The 12,028-nt window shown below is 72.5% G+C and carries 15 protein-coding genes and 2 tRNA genes; 10 read left to right on the plus strand and 7 right to left on the minus strand.

The features are described 5' to 3' along the window. Nucleotides 1-125 precede the first annotated feature (125 nt). From H1D33_RS01360 to H1D33_RS01375, 4 genes are all read left to right on the plus strand, one after another. A tRNA-Asn gene (locus tag H1D33_RS01360) sits at nucleotides 126-198 on the plus strand. A gap of 168 nt (nucleotides 199-366) precedes the next feature. Next, nucleotides 367-2,502, plus strand: coding sequence for an MMPL family transporter (locus tag H1D33_RS01365; protein ID WP_181569800.1), 2,136 nt, complete (start codon nucleotides 367-369; stop codon nucleotides 2,500-2,502). Further along, a complete protein-coding gene (locus tag H1D33_RS01370) occupies nucleotides 2,495-3,727 on the plus strand; it encodes an FAD-dependent oxidoreductase (protein WP_181569799.1) in 1,233 nt (410 codons plus the stop codon). Before H1D33_RS01365 ends, H1D33_RS01370 begins: the two co-directional genes overlap by 8 nt. A 133-nt stretch (nucleotides 3,728-3,860) precedes the next feature. Next, nucleotides 3,861-3,937 (plus strand) — tRNA-Ile (locus H1D33_RS01375). 14 nt (nucleotides 3,938-3,951) lie between these two features. On the opposite strand, the gene H1D33_RS01380 is transcribed toward H1D33_RS01375, so the two are convergent. Beyond that, the gene (locus H1D33_RS01380) at nucleotides 3,952-4,704 is read right to left on the minus strand and encodes a tyrosine-type recombinase/integrase (RefSeq protein ID WP_181569798.1); all 753 of its coding nucleotides are present in this window, start codon (nucleotides 4,702-4,704) and stop codon (nucleotides 3,952-3,954) included. 266 nt (nucleotides 4,705-4,970) lie between these two features. Here H1D33_RS01380 and H1D33_RS30235 point away from each other — a divergent pair, with 266 nt between their 5' ends. Then, on the plus strand, nucleotides 4,971-5,141 hold the full coding sequence (locus H1D33_RS30235) for an HAD hydrolase-like protein (protein ID WP_414685528.1): 171 nt from the start codon (nucleotides 4,971-4,973) through the stop codon (nucleotides 5,139-5,141). Between the two features lie 25 nt (nucleotides 5,142-5,166). Here H1D33_RS30235 and H1D33_RS01385 read toward each other — a convergent pair whose 3' ends face one another. The 3 genes from H1D33_RS01385 to H1D33_RS01395 form a co-directional block, all read right to left on the minus strand. Then, a complete protein-coding gene (locus H1D33_RS01385) occupies nucleotides 5,167-5,760 on the minus strand; it encodes a hypothetical protein (RefSeq protein ID WP_181569797.1) in 594 nt (197 codons plus the stop codon). Between the two features lie 62 nt (nucleotides 5,761-5,822). Then, nucleotides 5,823-6,494 carry a VOC family protein gene (locus H1D33_RS01390; protein ID WP_181569796.1) on the minus strand — a complete coding sequence of 224 codons (672 nt, stop codon included), beginning with the start codon at nucleotides 6,492-6,494 and terminating at the stop codon, nucleotides 5,823-5,825. Nucleotides 6,495-6,526: 32 nt separating this feature from the next. Beyond that, nucleotides 6,527-6,928 carry a hypothetical protein gene (locus tag H1D33_RS01395; RefSeq protein ID WP_181569795.1) on the minus strand — a complete coding sequence of 134 codons (402 nt, stop codon included), beginning with the start codon at nucleotides 6,926-6,928 and terminating at the stop codon, nucleotides 6,527-6,529. 167 nt (nucleotides 6,929-7,095) lie between these two features. On the opposite strand from H1D33_RS01395, the gene H1D33_RS01400 reads away from it, so the two are divergent. Next, a complete protein-coding gene (locus tag H1D33_RS01400) occupies nucleotides 7,096-7,533 on the plus strand; it encodes a hypothetical protein (protein WP_246411757.1) in 438 nt (145 codons plus the stop codon). 88 nt (nucleotides 7,534-7,621) lie between these two features. Here the strand turns inward: H1D33_RS01400 and H1D33_RS01405 are convergent, their stop codons facing one another. Both H1D33_RS01405 and H1D33_RS01410 read right to left on the minus strand, forming a co-directional pair. After that, a complete protein-coding gene (locus H1D33_RS01405; protein WP_181569793.1) occupies nucleotides 7,622-8,353 on the minus strand; it encodes an LPXTG cell wall anchor domain-containing protein in 732 nt (243 codons plus the stop codon). Nucleotides 8,354-8,448: 95 nt separating this feature from the next. Beyond that, entirely contained in the window at nucleotides 8,449-9,294 is an 846-nt protein-coding gene (locus H1D33_RS01410; protein WP_181569792.1) for an aminopeptidase, read from the minus strand. 70 nt (nucleotides 9,295-9,364) lie between these two features. Here H1D33_RS01410 and H1D33_RS01415 point away from each other — a divergent pair, with 70 nt between their 5' ends. The 4 genes from H1D33_RS01415 (at nucleotide 9,365) to H1D33_RS01430 (ending at nucleotide 11,530) form a co-directional block, all read left to right on the plus strand. Continuing rightward, nucleotides 9,365-9,946 carry a DinB family protein gene (locus H1D33_RS01415; protein WP_181569791.1) on the plus strand — a complete coding sequence of 194 codons (582 nt, stop codon included), beginning with the start codon at nucleotides 9,365-9,367 and terminating at the stop codon, nucleotides 9,944-9,946. A gap of 8 nt (nucleotides 9,947-9,954) precedes the next feature. Further along, nucleotides 9,955-10,623 carry a nucleoside/nucleotide kinase family protein gene (locus tag H1D33_RS01420; RefSeq protein ID WP_181569790.1) on the plus strand — a complete coding sequence of 223 codons (669 nt, stop codon included), beginning with the start codon at nucleotides 9,955-9,957 and terminating at the stop codon, nucleotides 10,621-10,623. Then, entirely contained in the window at nucleotides 10,620-10,790 is a 171-nt protein-coding gene (locus tag H1D33_RS01425; RefSeq protein ID WP_181569789.1) for a hypothetical protein, read from the plus strand. The genes H1D33_RS01420 and H1D33_RS01425 overlap by 4 nt, the downstream gene beginning before the upstream one ends. A gap of 95 nt (nucleotides 10,791-10,885) precedes the next feature. Further along, nucleotides 10,886-11,530, plus strand: a complete 645-nt coding sequence (locus H1D33_RS01430) for a tetratricopeptide repeat protein (protein ID WP_181569788.1) — start codon at nucleotides 10,886-10,888, stop codon at nucleotides 11,528-11,530. Between the two features lie 10 nt (nucleotides 11,531-11,540). Here H1D33_RS01430 and H1D33_RS01435 read toward each other — a convergent pair whose 3' ends face one another. Next, nucleotides 11,541-12,008: an SRPBCC family protein gene (locus H1D33_RS01435; RefSeq protein WP_181569787.1), complete on the minus strand. Its 468-nt coding sequence runs from the start codon at nucleotides 12,006-12,008 to the stop codon at nucleotides 11,541-11,543. Nucleotides 12,009-12,028: the final 20 nt, after the last annotated feature.

Consider the following 12,028-nt stretch of genomic DNA (forward strand, 5'->3'; position numbering starts at 1 on the left):
TGTGCCGAGATGACGATTTGTCCCGATTCTGGGGCGCCGGCAACCCACTGGCGCGCCACCCCCCGATGTCCTGTATTCTTTTCCCGTCGCACGGCGCGGGGAGATCCGAGCCGAGCGGTGCACGATCCCCTGTAGCTCAATTGGCAGAGCAGCCGGCTGTTAACCGGCAGGTTATTGGTTCGAGTCCAATCGGGGGAGCTTCGCTCCAGCGCACGCCCGTCGGCCCCGCCGACGGGCGTTTCTCGTTGCCGGGCCCGTACGCCCGCCCGATTTCCGCCCGCGAACGCCGCTTCGGACGGCAGGATGGTCGACGTCGACTTAGACTCCCGCTGCGTCGATTTTTGCGTCGATCCGAGGGTGGTGGAGATGGCCGCAGGACGCAGCCGCTGGACCGCGACGCTGATCGCGGTGGCGGTGGTGCTCGGCTGGCTGATCGTCGGCGGCGTCGCCGGCCCGTACGCCGGCAAGCTCGGTGACGTCGCCACCAACGACAACGCCTCCTTCCTCCCGGCCGACGCCGAGGCCACCCGCGCCCAGGACCTGTCCGCCGGATTCGTCGACCGGGAGTCCACCCCGGCGCTCGTGGTCTACGAGCGCACCGGCGGCATCACGCCCGCCGACCAGCAGCGGATCCAGGCCGACGCCGCCCGCTTCGCCCAGGTGCCCGGCGTGATCGGCCCGCTGCCCCCGCCGATCGTCAGCCAGGACAAGCAGGCCGCCCAGGTGATCGTGCCGATCGACAGCGCCGAGGGCGAACAGATCCGTAGCGTCGTCGACCAACTGCGGAGCATCGCCGGCCCGGACCGCGACGGGCTCACCGTCGACGTGGCCGGCCCGGCCGGCCTGCTCGGCGACCTGATCGAGGTGTTCTCCGCCATCGACGGGCCGCTGCTGCTGGTCACCCTGGTGGTGGTGCTGGTCATCCTGCTGATCGTCTACCGCAGCCCGGTGCTCTGGATCTTTCCGCTGCTGGCCGCCGGCATGTCCTACTCACTGGCCGCCGTCTTCGTCTACCTGCTGGCCAAGAACGACGTGGTCAAGCTCAACGGGCAGGCACAGGGCATCCTCACCGTGCTCGTCTTCGGCGCCGGCACCGACTACGCGCTGCTGCTCATCGCCCGCTACCGCGAGGAACTGCACCGGCACGAACGCCCCTGGGACGCGATGAAGGCCGCCTGGAAGGGTGCCGCCCCGGCCATCATCGCCTCCGGGGCCACCGTCATCGTCAGCCTGCTCTGCCTGCTGCTGTCCAGCCTCAACTCCAACCGGGCGCTCGGCCCGGTCAGCGCCGTCGGCATCGCCGCGACGCTGCTGGTGATGCTGACGTTCCTGCCCGCGCTGCTGGTGCTCGGCGGCCGGTGGGCGTTCTGGCCCCGGCGACCCCGGCACGACGACGCCGACCCGCGCACCGAGCACGGCATCTGGGGGCGCATCGCCGGCTTCGTGGCGCGCCGCGCGCGTACCGTCTGGATCGTCACCGCCGTCGTCCTGGCCGCGCTGGCGATCGGGGTGACCCAGCTCGGCGCCACCACCCTCGGCCAGACCCAGCTCTTCACCCAGCGCACCGACTCGGTGGCCGGGCAGGAGGTCATCGACCGGCACTTCCCGGCCGGCACCGGCAGCCCGGCCACCATCTTCACCCAGCAGGCCGCCGCGCAGCGGGTCGCCCAGGTGGCGCAGGGCGTCAAGGGTGTCGCCTCGGTCGCGCCGCTCGACCAGCGGGGCGAGAACGCGCCACCGGACCCCAACGCGCCGCCCAAGGTGGTCGACGGCCGGGTCCAGCTCAACGTCACGCTCGCCGACCCGCCCGACAGCAACGGCGCCGAACAGGCCATCCGCGACCTGCGCGAGGCCGTGCACGCGGTGCCCGGCGCGGACGCCGTGGTCGGTGGCTTCACCGCTATCAACGTCGACACCGCCGACGCGTCCGTGCGCGACCGCAACGTCATCATCCCGGTGGTGCTGCTGGTCATCGCGGTCATCCTGGCGCTGCTGCTGCGCGCCCTGGTCGCCCCGGTGCTGCTGATCGCCACCGTGGTGCTGTCGTTCCTGGCCACGCTCGGCCTCTGCGCGCTGCTCTTCAAGTACGTCTTCGGCTTCCCCGGCGTCGACCAGTCGTTCCCGCTGTTCGCGTTCGTGTTCCTGGTCGCGCTCGGCATCGACTACAACATCTTCCTGATGAGTCGCGTCCGCGAGGAGTCGGTGCGCCGGGGCACCCGGGCCGGGGTGCTCGCCGGCCTGGCGGTCACCGGCGGCGTCATCACCAGCGCCGGCATCGTGCTCGCCGCCACGTTCTCCGCGCTCGCCGTCCTGCCGCTGGTGGTGCTGGTGGAGTTGGGCGTGGCGGTCGCCGCCGGGGTGCTGCTCGACACCATCGTGGTCCGCTCGCTGCTGGTGCCCGCGCTCGCGTACGACATCGGGCCCAAGGTGTGGTGGCCGGGCCGGCTGTCGAAGTCGCACCGCGACGGCGACCGCGCCGGAGCGGGGGTCGACCGTGCCTGACACCGACGTGGTCATCGTCGGCGGCGGCCTGGCCGGCCTCGCCGCCGCCCGCCGGCTGCACCGCGCCGGCGTGCCCTGGCGGCTGCTGGAGGCCGGCGACCGGCTCGGCGGGCGGGTCGCCACCGACGAGGTCGACGGGTTCCTGCTGGACCGCGGCTTCCAGGTGCTCAACACCGCCTATCCCCGGCTCGGCGCGCTGCTCGACCTCGGCACCCTCGACCTGGGCTGGTTCACCTCGGGCGTGCTGGTGCGCCGCGGCGACCGGCTGGAACGGCTGGTCAACCCGCTGCGCGAACCCACCGGTGCGCCCGGCGCGCTGACCGCCGGCGTCGGCTCGCTACGCGACCGGCTGCGCCTGGCCGCGCTCGCCACCGGCTGCGCCACCCTGCCCGTCGGGCGGCTGCTCGCCGCGCCGGAGACCAGCACCGAGACGGCGCTACGCCGGGCCGGGCTCTCCGCCGCGATCATCGAGGAACTGCTCCGGCCGTTCCTGAGCGGCGTACTGCTCGACCGCGAGCTGGCCACCTCCAGCCACGTCTTCGCGGTCATCCTGCGCTCCTTCGCCCGGGGCCGGATCGGCCTGCCCGCGCGCGGAATGGGCGCGCTGCCGCAGGCCGTCGCCGCGCCGCTGCCCGCCGAACTGATCGCGCTGCGCACCCCGGTCACCGCCGTCGCGCCCGGCCGGGTCCGCACCGAGGCCGGCGAGATCACCTGCCGCGCCGTCGTGGTCGCCGCCGACCCGCCGGCGGCGGCCACGCTGCTGCCCGCCGTCGACCGGGTACGCATGCACGCCTACACCACCTACTACCACCGCACCGAGGACGCGCCGCTGGCCGAGCCGATCCTGCTGCTCGACGGCGACCGGCGGGAACTGGTCGCCAACACGGTGGTGATCAGCAAGGCCGCGCCCACGTACGCGCCGGCCGGGCAGCACCTGGTGGCCACCTCGGTGGTCGGCCCGCAGGCCCCGCCCGAACCGGTGATCCGCCGCGAGCTGGACCGCCTCTACGGCCGCCCCACCGCCGACTGGACCCACCTCACCACCGTCTCGGTGCCGGACGCGCTCCCGGCCGCCCCGCCGCCGCAGGGCCGGCTGCGCAAGCCGGTGGCACTCGGCGACGGCCTCTTCGTGGCCGGCGACCACCGGGACAGCCCGTCCATCCAGGGCGCGTTGGCCAGCGGCTGGCGGACCGCCGGGGCGGTGCTGGACGAGCTGCGGGGCTGAGGCCTTTCCGGCGCGTGCCGGCCGGCTGCTCGCTGTTATCCTCGCGTTGCCCACCGTGCTGCCGCGGCCGACGTCGCCGCCGGGCCGGTGGTGGCCGGAGATCGATCGGCAGGTTACGATCCGGCGCGGTGACGGGGCGGTAGCTCAGCCGGTTAGAGCAGGGGACTCATAATCCCTCGGTCGCGGGTTCGAACCCCGCCCGCCCCACCAGCCGTTCTCCCAGCTCAGCCATGCTGCCGACGACCCGAACCCGTCGCATCGAGGTCCGGACCGACGCCCGCAGTCCGCGCTGAGTCCGCAGCAGCACGACCCGCCGCCCGGTCGAGGCGATCCGCCATCTGGTCCAGGTCGTCCTCGAACAGGTCCGCGTACACATCCAGCGTCATGGCCGCCGAAGCGTGCCCGAGCATCCGCTGCACAGCCTTGACGTTGGCGCCCTCAGCCACCGCGAGACTGGCCGCCGTATGCCGCAGCTCGTGCGGAGTCAGGCCCGCGAGCCCGACCGACACCGCAGCCCGATCGAAGACCCGACGACGGAAGTTGTTGTTACGCAACACCCCGCCCGCGGGGGACGTGAACACCAGCTCGTCACCGGAACGGCCGGCAATCCGCGCGGCGATCGGCTCGACCAGGAACCGGGGGAGCGGCGGCGGAGATGGGCTTCGGGGAGAGGAGCGGTTGACCGGCAGGCCGTGAAAGCGCAAAGACAGCGGCGACGGCAGGGTCAGCGATGAGAGCCGAGCACGGACTAACCTGACGCGGTGTCGATCAACACCAGCGATTTCGAGGCATGCCGGCGGCTTTTCACCTACCGTGCGGGAATCTGGGTCTACCGTTTGGCGATCCTCTTGGCTGTCTTTCCGTGGCCGTTCCGGGCAGCGGGTGTGCGGCTGGTGTCCCCCCAGGGGGCGGCGACGATGGCTGCCGTTGGCTTCATCCTGGTGTTCGCCGGCCATCGCCTCGTTCTCCGCGCTCATCAGCGAGCAGGGTATTTCGGTGACGGCTACGACCCGTTGCGGCCGCCGGGCGGCCTGGTTGCCCGAGACGTGTTACGCCTGACGTACTGGTAGCCGCAACGACTGATCTTGTTCTACTCCCAAGACCGCCCACTGGTCCGAGCGGTCCGCATCCAGTCCGCAAGAGGTCGACGGGCGGTGGGGGAGTGGTGAGAGATGTCGAGAGGTGTTTTCGCTGGTAGGAGCCCACTCGGCCAGGTCGCGATCTGCTGGGCGGGGGCTGGGCGATCGGTGACAGCCCTGTACTTGACGTCGAGGGTGGCCGTGCGGCAGGGCTTGCCACCCTTTGGGTCAGCCGAGGGATGGACTGGCCGGCGAAACTCACCCCGCCTGACCGCACCGTCAGGGATGTGGTGGCCGCTGTCCACGTACTGCGAGGCGAGGACCCCGGCCGGTAGCGGTGCAGCCATCAATACAGCCCGGTCAGCGTGGAACATAGCCGTTCGGAGAGTGGACCAACAGGCGGAAGCCCATCGGCACCTGTTGGTGACGAGGCAGGCCGAGCACGGCGTAGTCGACCGCGAGGTCATCGAAAAAGAGCCCTGATCCAGGAGCCATCTCCACGTCCGGGATCGTGATCGTGACGAAGACCGGCAGCTCCATGCCCGCCCCCACCTTGATCGGTCGGAACGGTGTCGCCGCAGCAGGGTCGAACATCACGACAGTGGCCTCGTCGGCCTGGTTCACCGCCAGACGTGCCGTCTTGAACACCTGCCGATCCGCAGGACCGTCATTGGCCGTGATGCCGGTGATCGTCACTGGCATCGGACCCGGATTGCGGATGGACGCGCCGAAGGTGATCTGCCCTCCGGGATTGAAGGCGAATCGCACCTCCGTCCGCTGCTCTTCCGTGCGGGACTCCGCGTCAGCCCCGTGCCACCATGAGCTGCCGTGATCGAGGCGATGGCCGATGGCGACCGACAGATAACCGGCGCACAGCGCGACAGCGAGCACCGCAGCGACCACGAGCCGCCTACGGCGCGTCACAGGGGGGACATGCACCGGTTTCAAGGTCATGGCAGCGCACGCTACAAGGCGCATGCGCATGGCGCTGCCCGTGCCGGTAGCCCGTCTTGATCTCATGGATCGGTGATGACCGGACCGGCGGTGTCGGAACGGCGCTGGTCGCGGCCGACCCAGGTGGCGACGCACGCCTCGTTGCCCTCGGCGTCGGCCAGGACCCACCACATCGGCGCGTGCGCGTCGGAGACGAGGTGGCCGCCCGCGGCCAGGGCGGCGGCGATGCGGGCCTCGGCCTGGTCGTGCGGGACGGCGACATCGAGGTGCATGCGGTTGCGGTGTGGACGCGCCGCGTCCATCTGCTGCAACCCGAGGCCCGGGCCGCGCCGCGCCGGGTCGCCCAGGTAGTCGTCGCCGACCGCGCGGTAGCCGAGCAGCGCCCGCCAGAACGGCAGCACCCTTGCGCCGACGAGTACGTCGAGGGTGACGTTGACGAGCTGCACGGCGGTCGGGTCGGCGGGAATGCCCAGCGCCCGGGCGACGGCCGAGATCCGCCGGGCCAGCTCGACGTCGCGCCGGGACAGGGACACGGTGACGCCGTCGTGGCGCAGGTCGACGCTGACGTACCGCTGCTCGGTCTCGCCGGCGAGCTGACCGATCCCGTCGGCGAGCGCGACGCCCTCGGCCAGTGAACCGGTCCGGAAGCGGGCCGAGACCGCGTGGTAGAGGCATCGCCAGTCCTCGACACCGTCGGCCGCGTGGAACTGCCCGGCGGTGATCTGCGCAGTCATGCCGGCGAGGCTAACAGCGGCGGCGCCGGCGACTACCCGTCGCCGCACCCGACCGCGACGTCCAGCACCGACAGCCGTCCCGCCCGGAACGCCGCGGCCTGCTCGGCGGTCAGCTTGTCGGACGCCGAGGGCGGATCACTCGCCTGCCAGCGGTTGACGTGCACGAAACAGCCGTGCCATCGCCCGCGTCCGACCATGTCGAGGCCGGGGAACACCTGATCGTTCGGCGGAATGCTGAGGACGAGCCCGGGCCCGGACACGCGGGCGAGGACGTCGTCGTCCGGAGGCCCGACGAAGATCGCGACGGCGGCGCGAGCCTCGTCCGGCGCGGTGCCGGGATCGATGTAGTCGTCCACCCGCTCGTAGCCACGCACGTCGATGTCGGACAGGTGGCGTTGCGCCGGGGTCTGCGCGGGACCGATCAGCCTGAGCACGCCGAAACAGCAGGCGACGACCCCGACGATCGACAGCCACCGGACATGTCGGCGTCGCGACCGCACGGGTACGCGTTCGTCAGCGACGTCGTCGGGGGCGGGCACGCCGACACAGTAGGCCGAAAGACGCGAGCACGGTGGGCCGTACCTCGATCTATCATGTCCCGGTGCGGAAACGCCTGCGGATCGTGTGCGGGCTGGCCCTGGCCGGCGTGCTCGCCCTACCGGTCGCCGTGCTCGGCGTCCATGTCACCCATCCTCGTGACGAGGCCGGATACCTGGCCCACCTCAAGCAGTACGGCGACCGGCAGACCGACCAGCCCCTGCGGGTGCTGCCACCCACCGCGGACCTGGTCGCCGAGGGAGACGCGGCCTGCGACTGGCTGCGCGGGCAGCCGTACGCCCTCTGGCGGCACGATGCGCGGTACGGCGATCTGGCGGTCTACGAGCGTTACCTCGAACAGGTGGGCGACCGCCCGCCGACGTGGGGCACCGCCCTGCCGGATCTCCGGTCGGTGACCGGGGGCGCGTGGACCTACCTGTGCCCGGCGGACCGGGAGCTTCGGCAGCCCCGTCGCAATCCCTTCGCCCCCAAGCCCGACTGAACGAGGCATTCGGCAGCCGTCGACCGCGACGCCGGCGCGCCGGTCGCGCCCGACCCGACAAGACAGCGGGCCGGGCGCGTCGTGCCGGTTACGCCACGAAACGGGAACGGCGCCGGCGGCCGATCAGGAAGCCCACGCCGCCGAGGAGTAGGAGCGCACCGCCGATGCCGGCCACGGTCGCGGTGTCGGTGCCGGTCACGGGCAGCCCACCACCCTCGCCGCCCTCGCCGCCGGGAGCACCGGGCGTGACGGAGGAGACGGGAGTCGGCACCACGGTCGTGGTGGCGCTGGGCGTCGGGGTGGGCTGGGACGTCGGCGTCGCCGTCGGCGTGGGCTGAGCCGCGCAGTCGAGCGCCCGCGCGTCGTACAGGCCGGTGTTCAGGTAGGCGAGGAGAACGTCGACGGTCCCGTCGTCGAGCGCCTTCTTCGCCGCGTCCTGCACGTTGGTGCCGGCGTCGGTCAACGTGCGGTACGCCTCGATCCGCAGAGCCGGCAACCAGGCGCTGACCAGGTCCGTCTTGAGAAATGCCCGCAGGTCGTCCGCGGTGCCGTCGAGCCGCTTCTGGATGGCGTCGGGCACCACCGGCAACTGCTCGCGCTTCGCCTCGGCCATGAGCTGGTTGGCCAACACGCGGACCTCGGTGTCGGTGGCGGTGTCCAGGTCGATGGTGACGAGTTCACGGAGGTCCTTGTAGACCTGCCGCTCGACCGTCTGGCAGGCCGCGTCCTGCCCGGGCACCTGGGCCTGGGCCACGGTCGGCGCCGCCGGAATCATGAAGGCCAGCGCCACCAGGACGCCGGCCGATAACTTCCATCGCATGTGGATGGTCCTCCCCGTTGCCGACAAAACATGGGGATGTTACCGGCGGTGAGCGAACCACGCTGCCCCGCGAGATCGAGATCGTCCACGTCCATCTAGGAACCGTCGGCGTCGCGGGAACCGCGCAGCGCCCCCACGGCCACCAGCGCCGTGCCGGCGAGCGCGATCGCCGTCTCCACGGCCTCCGAGGCCCGCGTCACGCCCGTCGTCGACGTGCTCACCGTCAACCCCACCTCCAGGAAGGTGGCCTCGGCGGGATGGGCGAACAGCCACCAGCCCGCCCACGACGAGGCGAGATCCGCGTACCCGCGGACCGCCGCGAACGACAGCAGGACCAATCCCGCCGGGAGCAGCCAGCGCCGGTCGGCCCGCGGTCCGGACAGCGCGAGCGCCCCGATGGCCACGAGGGCGGCGAGCAGCGCCGGCCACACCGCCCCGAGCAGGTCCGGCAGCGGACGACCGTCCAGATTCCGCGCCGATGTCAGCCCGAGCCAGGCGAGCAGCGGCAGCGCGAGCACGGCGGTCACCGTTCCGCGCCGCCGGCCGCGCGCCGGCAACGCCGTCACACCGACCGCGAGGCAGAGTACGCCGAGCGCCACACCAGCCGAAGCAAGCCTCTCCCGGTCGATCAGCTCCCGCCCGTGCGCCGCCAGGGCCACCTTCGCCAACCCGGCGCCGGAGGTCGGCCAGCCAGCCTCGTCGGCCTGCTCCCGGTACCAGAGCAGCCTCGTCGCCGTCACCACGGCCAGCAGCCCGACCCCGGTGGCCACCGCCCACCGGACCCGGCGCGCACCCCGGCTCGCCAACACGTGACCGAGCAGGGAAAGCAGCATGACCACGCCGAACTGCAGCGATGCGGCCCGCATGGCGAGCAGCGCCGCCGCGACCGAGAGCACACCGGCCGCGACGGATCCGACGAGCAGGCCGAGCGGGAGACGCATGGTCAGGATCATGGCACGCCCGAGCCGGATCGGGGCCCGCGCCGGAGGCCGATGCCGCATGCTGGCCGGCATGGCGAATCACGACCCCAAGGCGGACCTGCTCGACTATCTGCGCGGCGCTCGGGAGGCGGTGGTGTGGAAGCTCGACGGGCTGGACGAGTACGACGTCCGCCGCCCGCTGACGCCCACCGGGACGAACCTGCTGGGGCTGGTCAAGCACCTGGCGCGCGGCGAGTTCGGCTACTTCGGGGAGACCTTCGGGCGGCCCGCCGACGCCGTTGCGCGATGGCCCGAGGGGGAGGCGTCGTGGGACGCCTGGGCGCTGCCGACCGAGTCGCGCGAGTCCGTCGTCGACCTCTACCGGCAGGCCTGGGCGCACGCCGACGCGACGATCGAGGCACTGCCGCTGGACGCCGTCGGCCGGGTGCCGTGGTGGGGTGACGGCGGCGAGGTGACGCTGCACCAGATCATGGTTCACGTCACCGCCGAGACGCAGCGTCACGCCGGCCACGCCGACATCGTTCGGGAGCTGATCGACGGTACGGTCGGCCTGCTGCGGACGACGACGAACGTGCCGACGTCGGACGCGGCGCACTGGGCCACGCACCGGGAGCTGGTGGAGCGGAACGCGCGGGAGGCGGCCGGCCGATGAGGCGTACCGTGGATCTCGTTCGCCGTCTCGCCCACGTGCGGTGGCTCGCCGGGGGCACCGGGACGGGCAAGAGCACCCTCGCCCGCGTCCTGGCCGAGCGGCACGACGTGCTGATCTACGACGGTGACCGCGCGGAACGCGACTACGTCGGTCGGTGCACCGCGGGGGACCAGCCGTACCTCTGGGCGTTGCTGCACGCCCCGGCGGCGCGGCGGTGGAACGGCCGCAGCGCGCAGGAGATCTTCGAGTCGATGCCGAGCCTGCACGGTGAGACGTTCGGGTTCGTGGTGGACGACCTGCTGGCGTTGCCCGCGGACCGTCCGATCCTGGTCGACGACTTCCGCACCCTGCCCGGCGAGGTGGCTCCGCTGCTGACCTGGCCGGAGCAGGCGGTGTTCCTCCTGCCGACGCCGACGTTCCGGGACCGGGCGTTGCGTGCCCGGTTCGCCGACCCCGCGCGGGCCCGGGCGAACTGGGGAGACGGCGACCACCGCGAGGCGCTCGCCCTGCGGCTGGGGCGCGACGAGCTGTGGGACGCCGAGATCCGCCGTCGGGCGGCCGTCTCGCGCCTGCCGGTGGTGACCGTCGACGGCTCGCGCGACGTCCGCGACCTCGCCGACGACCTCGCCGCCCGGTTCCGCCTGACCGACCGTACGGCTCGGCAGGCCGATCGGTGACGGACCTGTTCCGCGCGGCCGAAGCCTCGGTCGCGGGCACCGGCAGCGTGACCCAGGAAGAAGGAGCGGTACTCGTTCGGGTGGCCCGGCTCGTCCATCAGGGGAGCGCCGAGGCGGGTGAGCGGCCGGGCGGCTACGCCCAGGGCGGCGTGTGCCGGGCCAGGTAGGCGCGGGCGCGGGGGAGCGGATCCCCCCAGATATCGGTCCCGGCTAGACGCTGTCGGGGCGGACAGGAGGGTCGGGTGTCTTCCACACTGGACCGATGAACCTCGACGATCATCTGCGGCGGGCCGGGGACCTCTGCGACCGGGTGGTGTTCGGAGGTGACCGCACCCTGCTGCCGGAGGCCGACCGCGCGCTCGACGCCGTGGAGGCGGAACTCGCGCTCACCAGGGGCCGCGTCCTGCACGCCCGATTCCTCGACGATCGGGTCGAGGACCCGCACGAGCTGGCGCTCTTCGAGCGGGCGTGCGCGACCTACGAAGCCCTGGGCGACGTGGGCGGTCAGGCTCGGGCCCGCTTCCAGATCGGCGTCTACCACCAGGTGGTACGCGCCGACAACGCCGCCGCCGTTCCCCAGTTCGAACGCTCCCGCACCCTCGCCGCGCAGGTCGCGGACGACCTGACCAGTTCCTACGCCCTTCGCCACCTGGGGATCGCCGCCCACATGGTCGGCGACCTGGACGACGCGCGCGGGCACCTGGAGGAGTCCACCCGCCTGCGCCGGGCATGCGGATTCCCGGCGGGTGTCGCCGCGAACCTGGTCGGCCTCGCCTACCTCGCCCGGGAGCAGAGCCGCCCCGAGGAGGCCGAAGCGCTGCTGGACGAGGCCGAGGCGCTGGCCGGCTCGGCCGGCGCCGACCGGATCGTCGGGCAGGTCGAGCAGGCACGCGCCGCGATGCGGTGACGGACGAGGGTCAGGCCCCGCGCTCGACGTGGGACGCGAGATTCGCCAGGGAGGACGCGATGCCCTCCTCGTGGACGGCCTGGTCGATGCCGGGTGGCACGCCGGTCGCGGTGACCGTCACCTCGGTGCCGTCGCCGGCCGCGGCCAGGTGCCAGGTCATCGTCATGGTTCCCGCGTACGCCGGGTCGTCGGCCTGGAACACCGCGGTCTGCACCACCCGCGCCGGCCGCGCCAGCTCGGCGAACCCGACGTCCACGACGTCGGTCGCGTCCGACGTCTTGCCCGGGCTGTCGGTGGGGTCGAGGTAGGTGAGCACCATCCGGAACCCGCCGCCGGGGCGGGGATCCCACCGGTCGATCCGCCCCCGCATGCCCTCGGGCGGCAGCCACGCCTCGAGCGCCGCCCGGTCCAGGAGCGCGTCGTAGACCGTCGCCGGCGGCGCGGCGATCGCCCGGCTCGCCCGATCGATCCTGCTCATCGTCCGATTCTAGGACGCGG

It is taken from the genome of Micromonospora ferruginea (assembly GCF_013694245.2).
GTDB lineage: Bacteria > Actinomycetota > Actinomycetes > Mycobacteriales > Micromonosporaceae > Micromonospora > Micromonospora robiginosa.